This window comes from Streptomyces sp. NPDC048295 (assembly GCF_040652135.1).
In the GTDB taxonomy this organism is placed as follows: Bacteria; Actinomycetota; Actinomycetes; order Streptomycetales; family Streptomycetaceae; genus Streptomyces.
In genome coordinates this window covers 128,411-145,441 of sequence record NZ_JBEZLL010000011.1, presented here as the reverse complement: position 1 = coordinate 145,441, position 17,031 = coordinate 128,411, and the positions used below count along the sequence as shown (strand labels likewise).

At 71.6% G+C, this 17,031-nt stretch carries 15 protein-coding genes and 1 pseudogene; 8 read left to right on the top strand and 8 right to left on the bottom strand.

The genetic code is table 11. The features are described 5' to 3' along the window. Positions 1-48 precede the first annotated feature (48 nt). From AB0D53_RS18670 to AB0D53_RS18655, 4 genes are read right to left on the bottom strand one after another with little or no spacing between them, the layout of a single operon-like run. Positions 49-618 (bottom strand): ATP/GTP-binding protein, encoded by a 570-nt coding sequence (locus AB0D53_RS18670; RefSeq protein WP_362447436.1) that lies wholly within the window; start codon positions 616-618, stop codon positions 49-51. A 6-nt stretch (positions 619-624) separates the two neighbouring features. Next, entirely contained in the window at positions 625-981 is a 357-nt protein-coding gene (locus tag AB0D53_RS18665) for a DUF742 domain-containing protein (protein ID WP_362447696.1), read from the bottom strand. 44 nt (positions 982-1,025) lie between these two features. After that, a complete protein-coding gene (locus tag AB0D53_RS18660; RefSeq protein ID WP_362447433.1) occupies positions 1,026-1,460 on the bottom strand; it encodes a roadblock/LC7 domain-containing protein in 435 nt (144 codons plus the stop codon). Further along, complete coding sequence (locus tag AB0D53_RS18655; RefSeq protein ID WP_362447430.1) at positions 1,457-4,336, bottom strand: nitrate- and nitrite sensing domain-containing protein; 2,880 nt, start codon at positions 4,334-4,336, stop codon at positions 1,457-1,459. Before AB0D53_RS18655 ends, AB0D53_RS18660 begins: the two co-directional genes overlap by 4 nt. Before the next feature lie 245 nt (positions 4,337-4,581). Here AB0D53_RS18655 and AB0D53_RS18650 point away from each other — a divergent pair, with 245 nt between their 5' ends. From AB0D53_RS18650 to AB0D53_RS18620, 7 genes are all read left to right on the top strand, one after another. Further along, positions 4,582-7,509, top strand: a complete 2,928-nt coding sequence (locus AB0D53_RS18650) for a Na+/H+ antiporter subunit A (RefSeq protein WP_362447427.1) — start codon at positions 4,582-4,584, stop codon at positions 7,507-7,509. Further along, positions 7,506-8,108 carry a Na(+)/H(+) antiporter subunit C gene (locus AB0D53_RS18645; protein ID WP_362447424.1) on the top strand — a complete coding sequence of 201 codons (603 nt, stop codon included), beginning with the start codon at positions 7,506-7,508 and terminating at the stop codon, positions 8,106-8,108. The genes AB0D53_RS18650 and AB0D53_RS18645 overlap by 4 nt, the downstream gene beginning before the upstream one ends. Further along, the gene (locus tag AB0D53_RS18640; RefSeq protein WP_362447421.1) at positions 8,105-9,760 is read left to right on the top strand and encodes a Na+/H+ antiporter subunit D; all 1,656 of its coding nucleotides are present in this window, start codon (positions 8,105-8,107) and stop codon (positions 9,758-9,760) included. The genes AB0D53_RS18645 and AB0D53_RS18640 overlap by 4 nt, the downstream gene beginning before the upstream one ends. Next, complete coding sequence (locus AB0D53_RS18635; RefSeq protein ID WP_362447418.1) at positions 9,757-10,401, top strand: Na+/H+ antiporter subunit E; 645 nt, start codon at positions 9,757-9,759, stop codon at positions 10,399-10,401. Before AB0D53_RS18640 ends, AB0D53_RS18635 begins: the two co-directional genes overlap by 4 nt. Continuing rightward, a complete protein-coding gene (locus AB0D53_RS18630) occupies positions 10,398-10,736 on the top strand; it encodes a monovalent cation/H+ antiporter complex subunit F (RefSeq protein ID WP_362447415.1) in 339 nt (112 codons plus the stop codon). The genes AB0D53_RS18635 and AB0D53_RS18630 overlap by 4 nt, the downstream gene beginning before the upstream one ends. Next, positions 10,733-11,086 carry a monovalent cation/H(+) antiporter subunit G gene (gene mnhG / locus AB0D53_RS18625; protein WP_362447412.1) on the top strand — a complete coding sequence of 118 codons (354 nt, stop codon included), beginning with the start codon at positions 10,733-10,735 and terminating at the stop codon, positions 11,084-11,086. The genes AB0D53_RS18630 and mnhG overlap by 4 nt, the downstream gene beginning before the upstream one ends. Positions 11,087-11,151: 65 nt before the next feature. Further along, positions 11,152-11,997: a hypothetical protein gene (locus AB0D53_RS18620; RefSeq protein ID WP_362447409.1), complete on the top strand. Its 846-nt coding sequence runs from the start codon at positions 11,152-11,154 to the stop codon at positions 11,995-11,997. Between the two features lie 101 nt (positions 11,998-12,098). On the opposite strand, the gene AB0D53_RS18615 is transcribed toward AB0D53_RS18620, so the two are convergent. From AB0D53_RS18615 to AB0D53_RS18600, 4 genes and pseudogenes are all read right to left on the bottom strand, one after another. Continuing rightward, positions 12,099-13,628 carry a UDP-N-acetylglucosamine 1-carboxyvinyltransferase gene (locus AB0D53_RS18615; protein ID WP_362447406.1) on the bottom strand — a complete coding sequence of 510 codons (1,530 nt, stop codon included), beginning with the start codon at positions 13,626-13,628 and terminating at the stop codon, positions 12,099-12,101. 259 nt (positions 13,629-13,887) lie between these two features. Further along, on the bottom strand, positions 13,888-14,511 hold the full coding sequence (locus AB0D53_RS18610; protein ID WP_362447403.1) for an RraA family protein: 624 nt from the start codon (positions 14,509-14,511) through the stop codon (positions 13,888-13,890). A gap of 26 nt (positions 14,512-14,537) precedes the next feature. Continuing rightward, a complete protein-coding gene (locus AB0D53_RS18605) occupies positions 14,538-15,056 on the bottom strand; it encodes a hypothetical protein (RefSeq protein ID WP_362447400.1) in 519 nt (172 codons plus the stop codon). 113 nt (positions 15,057-15,169) lie between these two features. Beyond that, positions 15,170-15,574, bottom strand: a pseudogene (locus AB0D53_RS18600) (GNAT family N-acetyltransferase); the annotation flags it as partial. Between the two features lie 29 nt (positions 15,575-15,603). Here AB0D53_RS18600 and AB0D53_RS18595 point away from each other — a divergent pair. Then, positions 15,604-16,911, top strand: coding sequence for a hypothetical protein (locus tag AB0D53_RS18595; protein WP_362447397.1), 1,308 nt, complete (start codon positions 15,604-15,606; stop codon positions 16,909-16,911). The last annotated feature ends 120 nt before the right edge of the window (positions 16,912-17,031 follow it).

Genomic DNA, 17,031 nt, shown 5'->3' with positions numbered 1-17,031 from the left:
GTGTCTCCAGAGCGAGAGGGGTACGGAGCGATACGGGGGAGCGGACGGTCAGCCGGCCGCGACGGGCAGGCTCATCAGGTGGTCCACCAGGGCCAGCAGCACGTCCCGGCCGAACGGCCGCTCGCGGACGTCGCCGATCAGCAGCGGTACGTGCGGGTCGAGGTCGAGAGCGGTCCTGATCTCGTCCGGTGTACGGGTGTTGTGGCCGTGGAAGCAGTTGATCGCGACCACGAACGGAATGTCCCGGCTCTCGTAGAAGTCGATCGAGGCGAAGCTCGTCTCCAGCCTGCGGGTGTCGGCGATCACCACTCCGCCGAGCGCCCCGTTGACCAGGTCGTTCCACATGAACCAGAAGCGTTCCTGGCCGGGGGTGCCGAAGAGGTAGACGACCAGTTCGGGACTGACCGTGATCCGGCCGAAGTCCAGCGCCACGGTCGTCGTGTCCTTCTGGCCGATGCCGGCCAGGTCGTCGACGCCGATGCTGGCCTTGGTCAGGTACTCCTCGGTGCGCAACGGCGCGACCTCGCTGACCGCGCCCACCAGGGTGGTCTTGCCGACGCCGAAGCCTCCGGCGATAAGTATCTTGACGGCGGCGGGGGCCGCCTGACTGCTTGTCATCTTGGTTCAGAGTCTCCGGAGTCCGTCACGAACGGCGGCCAGCATGCCCATGTCGGCCCCGCCGGCCACCCGCGCCACCGAGAGCGGGGCGCGGGCCAGCAGCAGGCCCTGGGCGACGAGGTCGGCCAGCAGGATCTTGGTCACCGATACCGGGAGGCCGAGGTCGGAGGCGACCTCGGCGACCGCGGCCGGGCGGTGGCAGCGCTCCAGGATCATCCGGTGTTCCGGCTGGAGCCTCCCGGGCCGGACCGGCACCCCGTGCTCGTCCCGGGGATCCTGAGCGGTCGTGAGCACGGTGATGAGGCTGAAGTCGTCCCGCTCGGGAGCGGTCCGGCCCCGGGTGATGGTGTACGGGCGCACCATCGTGCCCGCCCCGTCCTCCTCGGCCTCGTCCTCCCAGTACGGGGTCACGCGCGCTGCCCGTCCCCGGTGCCGAAGGCGTCGAACTCACGGGCCGGGGTGCCGAGCTTCTGGCCGACCTGCTGCACGAGGTTGTGCATGGCGAGCGACATGATCTCGGCATCCACCTCCTGTGAGGCGATGACGGCCAGGTGGGTGCCCTGGGCCGCGGCGATGATGAAGAGCCAGAGCTCGTTCAGCTCGACGATCACCTGGTGCACGCCGCCGCCGTCGAAGAGCTGGCCGACGCCGCGGGCCAGGCTCTGCTGGCCGGTGCAGATGGCGGCCAGGCGTTCGGCGTCGGAGCGGTCGATGGTGCGCGAGTGGCTCACCACGAGTCCGTCGTCGGACAGCAGGACGGCGTTCCGGGTCTCGGCCACCGAGTCCACCAGGCCGTCGAGCAGCCAGTCGAGATCCTGGTGGGTGGCGGTTGTGCGTGTCATGGCCGTTCTTCTCTCGTGGGCTGGGGGATGGCGGGCGGTGCGGGCTGCCGCGGTGTCTCGTCGGTCGCGCGGGCCGCACGGGACCGGCGCTGGAACGCGCCGATCGCGGCTCCGGTCCGGCGTGGCTCCGGTCGTGGCAGCGGGTTCTCCGGCCGGCTCGGCGGCTGCGGTGCGACGGGCCGGGCGGCCGGGTCGATGCGCAGTTCGTCGGCCAGGCTGGCCTGCCGGACCCGGCGCGGCAACGGGGGTTCCGCACCGGGGGCGGGGAGCGCGGGGGGCTGGGCCCCGTGCCCGGCGTTCCGGGCACGGACGGCTTCCGGCTCCGGCGGCGCGGGGTGGTCCGGCTCGGACACCGGCAGCGGGGCGGGCCGGACGCCTTCCGGACCGGACTGCCGGGGCGCCGGGACCGGCAGGGACGTACGGTCCGCCCCGGCACCGGAGGGATACGGGGCGGCGTACGGCTGCTGCGGGTTCCCGTACGGCTCCTCGGGCACCGGGTACGGGGGCTGGTCCACCGGATACTGGCCGGCGGCCGTCATATAGGGCTGCTCGGCCGCGCCGTACGGGTCCTCGTGCCTCGCGTACGGCGCGGCGTAGGGGCCCGTCGGCGCTCCGAACGCCTCGCCGGGCGCCGGGTCCGTGGGCGCAGGTGCCGCGTACGGCGGCTCCTGGCCCGTGAACGGGGGGCCGGCCGGCGGGTAGGGCTGCTCCTGCTCCGGTGCGGGGTACGGCTGCTCGGCGGTGGCGTACGGGACGCCCGCCGTGTTCAGCGCGGTGACTCCGGCCAGCGCCTGACCCTGTACGCGGGTGGGCAGCGCGTCGCCGGGCGCGGGAGCGGCGGGGGCAGCAGGTGCGGCGGCGGGGGCCGGCACACCGGCCGGTCCGGTGTGCGGTTCGGGGACGGTCAGCTCGTCGGGGACGAGCAGGACCACGCGGGTACCGCCGTACGCCGAGGAGCGGAACTCCACCCGCAGACCGTGCTGGTCCGCGAGCCGGGCGATCACGTACAGACCGAGACGGATGTCGTCGGAGTGGGCGAGCACGTCCATCCGGGGCGGCCGGACCATGAGTTCGTTGGCCGCCGCCAGCTGGTCCTCCTCCATCCCGAGGCCGCGGTCCTCGACCTCGATGGCCAGACCCCGGCTCACCTTGGCGGCCCTGACCTCGACCGGGCTCGGCGGCCGGGAGAAGCTGAGCGCGTTCTCGATGAGCTCGGCGAGCACATGGGAGACCGGGCCGACGGCCCGCTCGGACAGCCAGGGGCTGCCGTCGAGGTCGAGCACGACCCGCCGGTAGTCCTGCACCTCGCCCTGCGCGGACCGCATCACGTCCAGCAGCGGAACCGGCTTGCGCCAGCGCCGGTGCGGGGAACCGCCCGCGAGGATCACCAGGTTCTCCTCGTACCGCCGCAGTCGGGCGGTGAGGTGGTCGAGGTCGAAGAGGCCGTCGAGCACCTCGGGGTCCTCGTGCTTGCGCTCCAGCTCGTCCAGCCTCTTCAGCTGCTGGCCGATCAACTGCTGGGTACGGCGGGCGATGCGCTGGAGCAGCCGCTCGAAGCCGCGGTGCTGGTCGGCCTGTTTGACGGCCGCTGCCAGCGCGCTGGTGCGCGCCAGGTTCAGCGCGTCGCCGAGCTGCGTCAGTTCGTCGCCCTTGCCGCCCTTGCTGTCGTGCTCGATGGCACGCGCCTCGGCCTCGACATCGATCCGCTCGCCCTGGGCGAGCCGCTCGACGACGTCCGGCAGGGTCTTCTCCAGTTCCTCGGCCCGCTCCTGGAGGCTTTCGATCCGGCGGCGGAGGTTACGGGTGAGGCGCCAGGTGGTCCAGATGACCGCGATCACGGCCACCAGACCGACGACCGTGGTCAGCACCATCTTGAACAGCAGCGACATGACGCTGCCCTTGCCCTCCTCGACCACACTGGCGGTGCGGTGTTCGAGCAGCTTCTCGATCTGCGGGGTGAGCTCGTCCATCGCGCCGCGCCAGGTCTTCTCCTGGGCTCCGAGAGCGACGAACCCCTTCGCGTCGGCACCGGCCGGACGCAGCACCTCGTTCTCGACCTGCGTCTTGGTCTTCCAGGCCGCGCTCCGGGTGATCTTCTCCCACATCGCCTTCTCGTCCGAGGGCAGCTGGGGAACGACCTTGGTGGAGTACTGGAGTTCCTGGCCGGAAACCGCCTCCCGGACCTGCTTCAGGTCCTCGGTGCTCAGCTTTCCCCTGGACCAGCCGCGCGCCAGCAGGGCGTCCGAGCGGGAGATCATCTCCTTGGTCCAGAACAGGTCGACCAGCGGCTGGGAGAGCGTGGTGATCCGGCCGTTGTCGACATGGCTGAGCGCCGCGAAGAGCTGGAGGTCGACCGCGATCAGATCCGTGTAGTAGCCGTACACGGCCTTCTGCTGGTCGCTGCCGCCGTCGTCGACGAGGGCGCGCTGGGCGGGCAGCTGGTTGATGGCCTCGCGCGCCCTGCCGACCGCGTCACGGACCTCGGCGGGTGCGTCGTCGGTCGCCACGTCGGAGAGTGCCCGGAAGCTCTCGACGGCCTTGTCGGTCAGCCCGCGCTGCCGCTGGAGTTCCCCGGTGGCGCCCTTGTGCCGGGCGAGTGCCTCGGCGCTCAGCCGGCGCTCCTGCTGCAGGTTGTAGTACACGATGTTGGACGGCTGGCCGGCCTTCTGCGCCAACTGCCCCTGGGCTGCCTGGCGTTGGAAGTCCAGCAGAGTCTGGCCACTGGTGACGGCCCAGAGGGCGGCCAGTGCGACACCGGGAACGATGGCCAGAACGAGCAGGGCTGTCCGCAGCGACATGGTGGTCGACTCGGTCCGCCGTGAGGCGCGCGTGCGCAGGGCGTGCTCCTTGATGATGCCAGCCTCAGGACTGGTCAAATCCGTTGAGAACTTCGACAGATAGATATTAGTCACAGTGAAAAAATGAAAAGAAAGTGGGCTCACAAGTGCATCACCGGTCACGCACAGCTCCGTCACAGCCATCCGGAAGCGCCGGGTGCGGCGCGCCGTAAAGGTGAAGCGCGGTCGGGGATATATCTGTATTTAGTGCTCTTTGCCCGTGATGCATCGCCCAGGCCCCGGACGCCCGTCCCGGGCGGGCGCGGGGTCCCCGCCGGGGTCGTATGACCGCGCTCATCGTCTGCCACTTCGTCCTGGCCGCCTGCGCGCGACCGCTGGTACGGAGGCTGGGCACACGCGCCTTCGTCGTCCTCGCGCTGCCACCGGCCGCCGCCACCGTGTGGGCGGCCACGCAGTGGAACACCGCGGCGTCCGGCGGTGCGGTCACCTGGTCATGGCGGTGGATGCCGGCGTACGACGTCACCGTCGTCCTGCGGTTCGACGCGCTCGCCGAGCTGATGGTGCTGCTCGCGGCCGGGATCGGCACCCTCGTCCTGCTCTACTGCGCCTCGTACTTCACCGACGGGACCCCGCAACTGGCCGGATTCGCCGGGAATCTGCTGGCGTTCGCGGGAGCCATGCTCGCCCTCGTCCTCGCCGACGACCTGATCTCGCTCTATGTGTTCTGGGAGCTGACCACGGTCTTCTCGTACCTGCTGATCGGGTACGACAGCGAGCAGAAGCACAGCCGGCGTTCCGCGCTCCAGGCACTCGTCGTGACCACCCTCGGCGGCCTCGCGATGCTCGTCGGCTTTCTGATGATCGGTCAGGCGGCGGGCACGTACCGCATCTCCGCGATCCTCGCCGACCCGCCGCGGACCACCCTCTCCCTCTCCGTCGCGGTGGTGCTGATCCTGTGCGGGGCCCTGTCGAAGTCGGCCGTCTGGCCGTTCAGCCTCTGGTTGCCCAACGCCATGGCCGCGCCCACCCCCGTGAGCGCCTATCTGCACGCCGCCGCGATGGTGAAGGCCGGTGTCTACCTGGTCGCGCGGCTCGCGCCCGGCTTCGCGGACGTGCCCGTCTGGCGGCCCGTCGTGATCGTCCTCGGCGCCGCGACCATGCTGCTCGGCGGGTGGCGGGCGCTGCGCCTGAACGACCTCAAGCTCGTCCTCGCCTACGGGACCGTCAGCCAGCTCGGCTTCCTCACCCTGCTCGCCGGGGCCGGCAGCCGGGACACCGCGCTGGCCGCCGCCGTCATGATCCTGGGTCACGCACTGTTCAAGGCACCGCTGTTCCTCGTCACCGGCATCGTCGATCACGCGGCGGGCACCCGCGACCTGCGCAGGCTCTCCGGCGTCGGCCGGGCCCTGCCGCACGTCTGCGCGGTGGCGGTGCTCGCCGCCGCGTCCATGGCGGCCCTGCCCCCGCTGCTCGGCTTCGCGGCCAAGGAGGCCGCTTTCGAGGCGCTGTTGCACGGATCGGCCGCCGACCGCTGGGCGCTGGGCGTCACGGTCGCGGGCTCGGCGCTGACCGTCGCGTACACCGCGCGGTTCGTCTGGGGCGCCTTCGCCCGCAAGCCCGGGGCCGAGGACACCCCGGTGCACCGGGTCGGCTGGCCGTTCCTCGCACCGCCCGCCCTGCTCGCGCTCTGCGGGCTGGTGCTGGGGCCGGGCGTCGGATGGACCGACCGGCTCTTCGGCGCGTACGCGGACGCGTTCCCTCCGTCCGCCCATCCGTACCACCTGGCGCTCTGGCACGGCTTCGGGACGGCCCTGCTGCTCTCGGCCGTCGCCCTCGCGGGCGGTGCGGTGCTCTTCCTGGGGCGCACCACCGTGACCCGGCTCTCCCGGCGGATCGCCTGGCCGACCGCCGACAGCGTCTTCGGACACCTGCTGCTCGGCACGGAACGGCTCTCCCTCCAGCTCACCGGCTTCGTCCAGCGCGGCTCGCTCTCCGTCTACCTCGCCACCACCCTGCTCGTGATGCTGGCCGGCCAGCTCACCGTCCTCGCCGTGGACCGGCCCTGGCGCACGGCCGCCGCCCCGAGGATCTGGGACGTCCCCCTCCAGGGCGCCGTCGCCGTGCTGACCTGCGCGGCCGCCCTCCTGTGCCTCACCGTGAGACGCCGGATGAAGGCCGTGGTCCTGGCCGGGCTCACCGGATACGGCGCGGCGCTGCTCTTCGTCGTCCACGGCGGCCCGGACCTGGCGCTCACCCAGTTCTGCGTCGAGACCGTGTCGATGATCGTGTTCGTGCTGGTGCTGCGGCGGATGCCGGTGCACTTCCAGGAGTCGGTCAGCACCTGGCGGCGGACCGTGCGCATCCCGGTGGCACTGGCCGCGGCGGCGACGCTCGGCGTGGTGGTGTGGGTCGCCGCGGCCGCCCGTACGGCGGCCCCGGCGGGCGCGGCCATGGTGGAGGAGGTCTCCCACCACGGGCTGAAGGACGTCGTGGCCACCATCCTCGTCGACCTGCGGTCCTGGGACACGATGGGGGAGTCCGCCGTGCTGGCCGCGGCGGCGGTCGGCGTGACGAGCCTGCTCTATCTGCACCGCCGGACCGAGGCGCCCCCGCCGCACGAAGAGCTGCGGGGACGTACCGCCTGGTCGCTGACGACCCCGGGGCTGACGGGACTTCCGCAGGGCGACGAAGGCGCGCCGGAGCGCGACTGGCTCGCGGCCGGTGCGACACTGGCGCCCGAACACCGCTCCGTCGTCTTCGAGGTCGTGGCCCGGCTGCTGTTCCACCCGGTCCTGGTGCTCTCGCTGTATCTGCTGTTCTGCGCCGAGAACATGCCGGGCGGCGGCTTCGTCGCCGGACTCGTCGCAGGGCTCGCCCTGATCACCCGCTACCTGGCGGGCGGCCGGTTCGAACTGGCCGAGGCTGCCCCGCTCCAGCCCGGACTCTTCACCGGCCTCGGACTGTTCGTCTCCACCGGCGTCGCCCTGCTCGGCCTCGCCGACGGAACGGTCCTGCACACCTGGACCCACCACGGCCGACTGCCGCTGATCGGCGAATACCACATCGGTACGCCCGTCCTCTTCGACTTCGGGGTCTATCTGCTGGTCCTGGGCGTGGTCCTGGACATCGTGCGCGCGCTCGGCGCCAAGATCGACCGTCAGATCGAGCGCGAGGAGGCCGAGAAGGCGGCCGCCGCGAACACCGCCGCACCACCGCGTCCGGCACCCGGAACGGAAGGCACCCCCGGATGACCGTCAGTGCCTCCCTCCTGGCCACCGCCGCGGTGCTCTGCGCGGTCGGCGGCATCCTCATGCTCACCCGGCCGCTCACCCGCATCCTGCTCGGCGCGGTGATCGCCGGCAACGGCATCAACCTGCTCGTCCTCGCCGCCGGCGGACGGGCCGGTGCGGAACCACTCCTCTACGGCGTCCCGCTGGGCCGGGTCACCGACCCGCTGCCGCAGGCGATCGCGCTCACCGCGATCGTCATCACCCTCGCCACCACGGCGTTCCTCCTCGCCATGGCCTACCGCGGCCACCAGCTGACCGGCACGGACGAGGTCCACGACGACGACGAGGACCGGCGCATCGCCCTGCGCGCCGAGGTACTGGGGGAACGGGACGAACTGCGCGAACGCTACCGGGCCGCCTCCGACATCACGGACGAGGAACGCACCCGCTACCGCGAGGAGCGCCGCCGCCTGCGGGCCCGGCTGCGCGCCGACCGCGCCCTCCAGGCCCGCGGCCGCTACGCCACCGGGGACCTCTGGCACGACGTACTGGGCGCCGACCCCGAGGACTACGCGGCACCGCAGCCCCACCCCGACGCCGACCCGGGAGCCACCGGATGAACGCACTCGTCCCCCTGCCGGTGCTCCTGCCGCTCTGCGCCACCGGCCTGAGCCTCGCCTTCGGCACCCGCCTCAAACAGGTCCAGCGCCTCATCAGCGTCGCCGTGCTCACCGCCGTACTCGGGCTCTCCGTCACCCTGATGATCGCCGCCGACATCCGCGGCCCGCTCACCGTCCACCTCGGCGACTTCGCACCGCCGCTCGGCATCACCCTGGTCGCCGACCGGCTGTCCGGACTGATGCTGACCGTCTCCTCGGCCGTCACGCTCTGCGTGCTGGTCTACTCCCTGGGCCAGGGCATGGCCGACCGCGAGGAGGAGACACCCGTGGCGGTCTTCCACCCCGCCTATCTGATCCTGGTCGCCGGAGTCTCCTGCACCTTCCTCGCGGGCGACCTCGTCAACCTCTACGTCGGCTTCGAGATCATGCTGGTCGCCAGCTTCGTGCTGCTCACCCTCGGCGGCACCGGACCCCGCATCCGCGCGGGCTCCACCTACGTGATCATCTCGCTGTTCTCGTCGATGCTCTTCCTCACCGCCATCGCCATGACGTACGCGGCGACCGGCACCGCGAACTTCGCCCAGCTCGCCCTCCGCCTCGCCGGACTCCCGCTCGGCGTCCAGACCCTGATCCAGGCGATGCTGCTCACCGTCTTCGCCGTCAAGGCCGCCGTCTTCCCGCTCGCCGCCTGGCTGCCCGACTCCTACCCGACCGCGCCCGCCCCGGTCACCGCCGTCTTCGCCGGCCTGCTCACCAAGGTCGGCGTCTACTGCATGCTGCGTACGGAGACACTGCTCTTCCCGGGCAACCGGCTCGGCGATCTGCTGATGGCCGCCGCACTCGCCTCGATGGTCGTCGGCATCCTCGGAGCCGTGGCCCAGACCGACCTGAAACGGCTCCTCTCCTTCACCCTCGTCAGCCACATCGGCTACATGGTCTTCGGCATCGGACTCGCCACCCGGGACGCGTACGGCGGCGCGATCGTCTACGTCGCCCACCACATCACCGTCCAGACCACGCTCTTCCTGGTGGCGGGGCTGATCGAACGCCGGGGCGGCACCACCGAACTCACCCGGATCGGCGGCCTCGCCAAGGCCGCCCCGCTGCTCGCCGTCCTCTTCTTCGTACCCGCCATGAACCTGGCCGGCATCCCGCCGCTCTCCGGCTTCATCGGCAAACTGGGGCTGATGCGGGCCGGGGTCGCCGACGGCAGCGTCTGGGCCTGGATCCTCGTCACCGGCTCGGCGGTGACCAGCCTCCTCACCCTGTACGTGATCGCCAAGGTCTGGAACCTGGCGTTCTGGCGGGCCGCACCCCCCGGCCAGACCGCCGCCGGCACCGTCCTGGAGTCCGACTCCGACGAGGGTGACGAGGACGGGGACGAGGGCCCCGACCACATCCCCGGCACCGGCGACGAACCGGTCCGCCCCCGCCACCAGCCCGCCGGACGGGTCGTCGCGGCCACCCTGCACGGTCACGCCGTCACCACCACCACGAAACTCCCCCTGCCGATGACCGGAGCCACCGCCGCGGCCGTCGCGCTCGGCCTCGCCTTCACCGTGTTCGCGGGACCACTGACCGCCTACACCGACCGCGCGGCCGCCGAACTCATCGCGCGGACCCCCTATGTGACGGCGGTGCTCGGCCGGTGAAACGCCTGCTCAGACTGTCCTTCCGGAACAAGGACCTGCCGCCCTTCAGCTGCGAGTTCGTCGGGCGCCGACGGCGCGTGCTCGACCTCCCGCTGATCGCCTGGCTCACCCTCATCTGGGTACTGCTCTGGTCCAGCCCGAACCTGGCCAACCTGCTCACCGGCGCGGTCGTCGCGGTGGCCGTCTGCCTGGCCTTCCCGCTGCCCCGCGTCGACCTGGGGCTCCGCCTTCACCCCTGGGGCATCCTGATGCTCGCCGGATATCTGCTCTACGACATGTACACCTCGGGCGTACGCGTCACCCGGCAGATCTTCGTCGAACACCCGCACCGGGCCGCCGTCATCGCGGTGCCACTGCGCTGCCGCTCCGACCTGATGCTCGCGGCCACCGCCGTCGCCGTGTCCAATGTGCCCGGCGGATCGGTCGTCGAGGTGCGCCGCGCCACGGCCACCGTCTTCCTGCACGTCCTCGACGCGGACAGACCCGCCGTGCTCGACGCGGCACGCCGCTCCGTCTGGCGCCTGGAACGGCTGACCGTACGGGCCTTCGGCACCGCCGACGAGATCGCCCGCGTCGCCGCACCACCACCGCCGACCACACCACCGCCGACCACACCACCCGACAGGGAGGGCCCCGCATGAGCGTGCCGGAGACCGTCGACCGGGCGCTGCTCACCGCGTCCGTCGTGGTGATCGTCGTCGCCGGAGCGGGGCTCCTCGCCCGGATCTGGCGGGGCCCCTCCATGCTGGACCGGGCCATCTCGCTGGACGTGTGCGCCGCCCTCATCATCGCGGGCCTCGGCGCCAAGTCCGCCTTCGCACGCGACTCCTTCTACTTCCCGATCATGCTGGTGCTGGCATTCCTCGGGTTCACCGGGTCGGTCGGCATCGCCCGCTTCATCGCCGTACGCGACCGGCCACCCCGGCGCGGCACGAACGGGGACGGCCCCGACCGCCCCGAAAAGGACTCACGGTGAACGTCTGGTTCCAGATCCTCGACATGGCGGGCGCGGTCCTGGTCCTCATCGGCGCGGCCATCTGCCTGCTGGGTGTGATCGGGATGCTGCGGCTGCCCGATGCGCTCTCCCGCAGCCACGCCGCGACCAAACCGCAGACCCTCGGCATGCTCCTGGTCCTCGCCGGGGTCGCCCTGCGACTGCGCAGCGGCATGGATCTGGCGACCCTCGGACTGATCGGCTTCTTCCAGTTGATGACCGGCCCCGTCGCCGCCCACCTGGTGGCCCGGACCGCCTACCGCACCGGCCAGATCGACCACGGAGAGCTGCTCTTCGACGAACTGGACCAGCAACTGACGGAGGAGAACTGACCACGGCGCGAACGGCACGCACAAGCTCCCACACGCGGCAGCCCCCCACGACTAGCCTCCGCATCATGCTGCGCATCGCCGACACCCGCACCGGCCACCTCGTGGAAGTCCCCGCCGCCCCACGCCGCCTGCTGCGCAGCTGCGTCCACCTGCCGGACACCGGCACGGGCCCGGACACCGGCACCGGGCTCGGCCCCGTGCACCTGCGCGTCCCTCTGATCGGCGACGTACTGGCACGCACCGCCGAACTGAACGGCCTCCAGGTCGTCACGGTCCTCACCACCCCGGAGCTGACGCACGAACAGGCCCGCGCCCTGGACCGCGTGATGGCGGTGCTCGGCATCCATCCCCCCGCGGTCGTCGGAGCCCACCGCCCGGACGCCGCACTCGGCGGCCCCGCCGACCTCCACGTGACCGCCGCCGGCACCACCCCGGTCGACGCGGGGTCCGGCGCCCTGATCGAGGTGGGCCAAGTAGCCACGGCCCCACCGACGGAGGGCGCCCCCGCCGTCCCCGATCTCGCCGCCCTCCCCGGCCTTCCGGACGCGACGATGCCGGAGGCCGCCGATCCACTGGCGGTACGCCTGCTGCTGCTCGGCCGCCCCTACGCGACTCCGGTCACGGTCACCGGTCCCGCGCTCGCCGAGGCCCGGCGGACACTGCGCGACTGGCGGCGATCGGTCGCCGACTGGGCACAGCAGCCGTCCAGACCGATCCCCACCGACCTGCTGCGCCAGTCGCACACGGCCCTCAGCGAGAACCTCGACGTCCCCGCCGTCCTGACGCTCCTGGCCGTGGTGGCGGAACGTCCCGATGTGCCGCCGGGCGCCAAGTTCGAGACCTTCGCCCACCTCGACCGCGTCCTCGGCCTGGACCTCGCCCGCGACATCGGCCATCAGTACAGCCCGTGACGGCCGACGGCCCCCGAGCAGGCACACTGCCTGAATCCGGAGGGCCGTCGGCCGCACTCGTACTGCCGGACGGCGCCGACGTATACGGGATGTCGCGTGGGCTAGATGTCCCGGAAGATCTCGATCTGCGCGCCCACCGAGTTGAGCCGCTCCGCGAGCTCTTCGTAACCCCGGTTGATGACGTACACGTTGCGCAGTACGGATGTGCCCTCCGCCGCCATCATGGCGAGCAGGACCACCACGGCGGGGCGCAGTGCGGGCGGGCACATCATCTCGGCGGCGCGCCACCGGGTCGGGCCGTCGACCAGGACGCGGTGCGGGTCCAGGAGTTGGAGCCTGCCGCCGAGGCGGTTCAGGTCGGTGAGGTAGATGGCCCGGTTGTCGTAGACCCAGTCGTGGATGAGGGTCTGGCCCTGGGCCGAGGCGGCGATCGCCGCGAAGAAGGGCACATTGTCGATGTTGAGCCCGGGGAACGGCATGGGGTGGATCTTGTCGATCGGCGCCTCCAGTTTGGAGGGCCGGACCGTGAGGTCGACCAGCCTGGTACGGCCGTTGTCGGCGGTGTACTCCGTCGTGCGGTCGCAGTCGACGCCCATTTCCTCCAGCACCGCGAGCTCGATCTCCAGGAACTCGATCGGTACCCGGCGGATCGTCAGCTCGGACTCCGTCACTACGGCGGCGGCGAGGAGGCTCATCGCCTCGACCGGGTCCTCGGAGGGGGAGTAGTCGACGTCCACGTCTATGTGCGGGGAGCCGTGCACGGTCAGGGTGGTGGTGCCGATGCCGTCCACGCGTATACCGAGTGCCTCCAGGAAGAAGCAGAGGTCCTGGACCATGTAGTTGGAGGACGCGTTGCGGATGACGGTGGTGCCGTCGTGGCGGGCGGCGGCCAGCAGTGCGTTCTCGGTCACGGTGTCGCCGCGCTCGGTCAGCACGATGGGGCGGCCGGGGGTGACCGAGTGGTCGACCTGGGCGTGGTAGATCCCCTCGGTCGCGGCGATCTCCAGACCGAAGCGGCGCAGCGCGATCATGTGGGGCTCGATGGTCCGCGTACCGAGGTCGCAGCCGCCCGCGTACGGGAGTTTGAACCGGTCCATGCGGTGCAGCAGCGGGCCGAGGAACATGATGATGGAGCGGGTCCGGCGCGCGGCGTCCGCGTCGATCGCGTCCATGTCCAGCCGGGCGGGCGGGACTATCTCCAGATCGGTTCCCTCGTTGATCCACCGGGTCCGCACGCCGATGGAGTTCAGCACCTCCAGGAGGCGGTAGACCTCCTCGATGCGGGCCACCCGACGCAGCACCGTACGGCCCTTGTTGAGCAGCGAGGCGCAGAGCAGTGCCACGCACGCGTTCTTGCTCGTCTTGACGTCGATGGAGCCCGAGAGCCGACGGCCGCCGACCACCCGCAGGTGCATGGGGCCGGCGTAGCCGAGCGACACGATCTCGCTGTCGAGTGCCTCACCGATACGCGCGATCATCTCAAGGCTGATGTTTTGATTGCCGCGCTCGATGCGGTTCACGGCGCTCTGGCTGGTGGCGAGCGCCTCGGCGAGTTGACTCTGTGTCCAGCCCCGATGCTGACGGGCGTCACGGATGAGCTTGCCGATGCGTACGAGGTAATCGTCTGACATGGCGAAAGGCTATCTCAGATATGAGATGAGACCTGTGCCGGGGTGTGGTGTTCGGGTGACGCTCGCGCGTGTCGGCGCGGAAATTGCAGGCCGGGTCCGATGAAATGAGCGGGTCCGGTGCGTGCCGTGCGTTCCATGGTTCCCCCGGATCGCCGCGAACGCGCGCGGTGTGCGTCCGTACGGGGGCAGGAGGGGCGGGAAGGGCAGGAGGGGCAGGAGGAGGGGCGACGACGCCGGGGTCCGACGTCGCCGCCCGCGGTCAGTCCTCGAAGCCGCCGCTGCGCAGGATGCTGTCGATGCGGGCGCGGTGCGCCGCCTCCCACGCGTCGAGGGATTCGCCGGCCTCCTTGGCCGCCTTCGCGCGGGCGTCGATGAGCACCTGCTCGTGCCGGGCCCGGGGAACGACCACGATGCCCTCCTCGTCGGCCACCACGATGTCGCCGGCGTCCACGTCCACACCGCCGCACCGCACGGGGCCGTTGAGCGGCGCGACGGCCTTCTTGCTTCCCGGGATCGGGATGACGCCCCTGGCGAAGACGGGGAATCCCCTCTCGCGCACCTCGGCGAGGTCGCGGATCACTCCGTCGGCCACGAACGCGGCGATTCCCCGGCGTTGGGCCACGGCACAGACATTGCCGCCGGCGAGTGCGTAGTCCACGTCACCCGACTCGACGACGATGACGGAGCCGGGCTCCGCGCGATGGATGGCCGCGTGCAGCATCAGGTTGTCGCCCGGTGGGCACCGCACGGTGAACGCGGGGCCGGCGACCCGTGGGACCGAGGGCCACAGGGGCCGGATGCCGATGTCCATGACCTGCCCGCGCCCCAGGAGGTCGGCGAGGGTGGTCGGGGAGATGTCCTTGAACCCACTGGTGTTGTTCATGTTCCTCCGTCGTCCGGGCCCGCATGTCAGGTGTCGTACTGGCCGTCCCAGGGGGCGTAGAAGCCGAGGCCGTCGGGGTGGAGCTCGGCCCATTCGTCCTCGTGCTCGTCGACCTCGTCGTTCTCGTGTCCGTCCTCGCCGCCGTCGTGGCGTTCGACGACCAGCCCGAACAGCACGTCGTCGACCATCAGCCGGAAGGGCCGGATCGCGATGTCCCCGTACTCGCGTCCGGGAAGACCGTCGAGCAGCGCCGCCATCCGGGACTGTGCCCGCGCCAGGACGGAGTCCTCGCCCTGCGGACGTTGCCGCTGCTCGGCCCATGTGCCCACGCGTTCGATCTCCGAGTCGACGTGGCGGCCTTCGTGGTCGAACCGGTGGAGGACGGTGTAGAGGCGCTTGTGCTCCTCCCAGCCGTCACCGAGCGTGAACCCGTCCGGGAAGGCGTAGGTGATGGAGGCCAGGAACTGACCGCCCGTGTACCGCCCGATGGTGCCGGTCCGGTAGTCCGGCTCGTGGGCGATGGGGATGATCGCGGGGACTGCCATGGCGAAACCATAGACAGGGCAACGGACATGAGGGCGCCCGGGGCGGCGGATCCGGTCGTGCCGGGCTGGATCAGCTTCGGCCGTGCCGGGCCGGATCCGCCGCCCCGTCGTGCTCAGGCGTCGGCCGGACGGCGCGGCTCGCGCCACATGGCCCACAGCGTCGGCCCGTTCTCCGGGAGCCGCACCTCTTCGCGCACGGTGAAGCCGAAGCGTTCCTAGAAGGGGAGGTCGGCCGCCTTGGAGGATTCCGGACAGGCGGGCAGCCCCGCCGCATCGGCCTTGTCCGGCCCAGGGCGCAGCAGGGCGGCGCCCCGCCCCTGGCCCTGGGCGGCGGGGTCGGCGCCGATCAACGCCAGGTACCAGTGCGGTTCCTCGGGCCTGTGTGCGGCGGCCGTCTCGATGGTTTCCTTGAACAGCCCGGCCCGGTCGTCGAGAATGTTCAGCAGTTCCTGGATGGTCTCCGCGTCGGGCACGGCCTTGGCCTGCGTCTCCGGCGGCACCCGGAAGACCGACGGGGCGGGGTGGTGGCCCTGAGGGGAGTCGGACGGTGGCGCGGACGCGCGAGGTGTACTACTTCGACTACGTGAAGGACTTCGGGCTCAGCTGCTTGGCCGGCACACTGTGCTCCCGCGCGACGCTCCGCACGGACGCGCCCGGGGTGCTCGCCCTCGCCGGGGCACAGGCGAAGGACGAGAAGGACGGGGACGGGGACGGGGACGACCAGCTCGGCAGGGATGTCCGGCTGCTGCTGGACTCCCCGCTGCCGGACGAGGTGCTCCGTACCGTGTGGCTGGCTGCCGTACGGCGGTGCTTCGACCCCGTCGAGGAGGACACGGACACCCGGTCGTGGCTGCGCCGGGTCGCGGAGGTGTGCCCGGCGCACAGGCGGGAGCGGGGCCGGGCCGAGGCGGAGGTCCTCGACGAGGCGCGCCCGACGGTGCCGGAGGAGGAGCTGCGGGGGACCGTGGCGGCGGAGATCGAGTCGGCCGCGCCCGCACTCGAACGTGCCGTCGCCGTACCGGAGATCGTCCCGGCGCTCCTGCGGGTCGTGCGCGAGGTGGACGCCGACCTCGGGCTCCGCCTGTTCCTGCGGGCCGCGAAGGCGTACTCCGTACCGATCGGGCAGGAGGCGTACGACCGGATTCTGGGCATCGGCGATCTGCTGGCCTACCCCGCGACCGCCGTCTTCGAAGAGCTGAACGTGCAGTGGCTCCCTCTCGACCCCGGCCGGCGCGACTTCGCGCTCGGCCGCTTCGGTGTGACGCTGCTCGCGGGCGTGTTCCACGGGACGGACTGGCGGTACCAGGGCACGGTGCCGGAGAACATCCGGAGCATCACCGAAGGCGACGGGATGTACGCGCCGGGCTCGTACGCCGCGGTGCTGCTGGAGGATGTGCGGCGCCTGGTGGACTCCGCCCTGTCCGACGAGGCGGTCACCGCGCTGTGGCGGACGGCCTCGGGGCGGGTGTACGTGCACGACGAGGCGTTCGACGCCGACGGGCGGCCGTGGCTGGAGCAGGTCGCCCGGGCGTGCCTGGTGCGGCTGGCGGAGGTCGATCCCTGCTACGTGCCCCGTGTGACCCCGGCCCGGAGCGACCTGGCACAGGCCGTGCTGCGGGAGGTCCGTGAGGCCACGCGCACCGAGTCGGCCGAGGTGCGGGGGGTGGCGCGGACGCTGGAGGACGTGGTCACCACCGTGGATCCGGACCTGGGCTTCCGTCTGCTCCTCGACATCCTCTTCACGTACCGGGTTCCCGTCACCGAGGCCCAGGGCGTCCGCTACCGGGCGCTCGCCGAACGGTTCGGATACGGCGCGGACCACCTCGACGAACAGCTGTCCCGCCGACCGCACTGATCCACCCGGTCACCGTTCCCCGTTCCCCGCCTCTGTCTCTCGGGGCCGTGCGGGGCGCTGTCGCGGGCCCGCTGCTCGGCGGTGATCCTCCGCGGGCCCGTCCGCGGCACGGGTGCCTCG